1 protein-coding gene is annotated in these 415 nt (G+C 52.0%); it reads left to right on the top strand.

Annotated features, from left to right (window positions below; genetic code table 11):
• On the top strand, positions 1-344 hold a 344-nt coding region (locus MU407_RS14215), incomplete at its 5' end, for a hypothetical protein (protein WP_246958462.1).
• Between the last annotated feature and the right edge of the window lie 71 nt (positions 345-415).

Genomic DNA, 415 nt, shown 5'->3' with positions numbered 1-415 from the left:
CTCAAATTGAATCTGGAAATCAACAAATAGAGGTTTTAAAAAATGAACTTGAGAATAAAATGCTTTCTGTTAATGCAAAAATGAACCTGTTGATTCAAGAAATTATAAAGATGAAAGAAGATGAACAAGAAGACATAGAGGAACTAAAAAAGAAACAGGCAAAACTTGAGGAACAAATGAAAACACAGTTAATTCTTTCTGGAATACAAAGCGCATTGAGTTTACTGACTGCATTTAGTGGTGTTGGTCCGAAGCTGATGGGGCCGCCGAGGGAGAGGGTTCGGTCTGCGGGGGGCCCGCCGGGAGGGCGGGCACTGCAGCGTGTACGCGCCCCCGTGCGGTGAGAACTGGGCGCGCGGCGCGCCCGGGGGCGCGCTGGCGGGGGGCGCGCCGCCCGCGGCAGGCGCCGGCGGAG

Source organism: Brachybacterium sp. Marseille-Q7125, from assembly GCF_023062615.1.
In the GTDB taxonomy this organism is placed as follows: domain Bacteria; phylum Actinomycetota; class Actinomycetes; order Actinomycetales; family Dermabacteraceae; genus Brachybacterium.
Note: the sequence above shows the minus strand (reverse complement) of the source record. Positions and strands in the feature narration are given on the sequence as shown.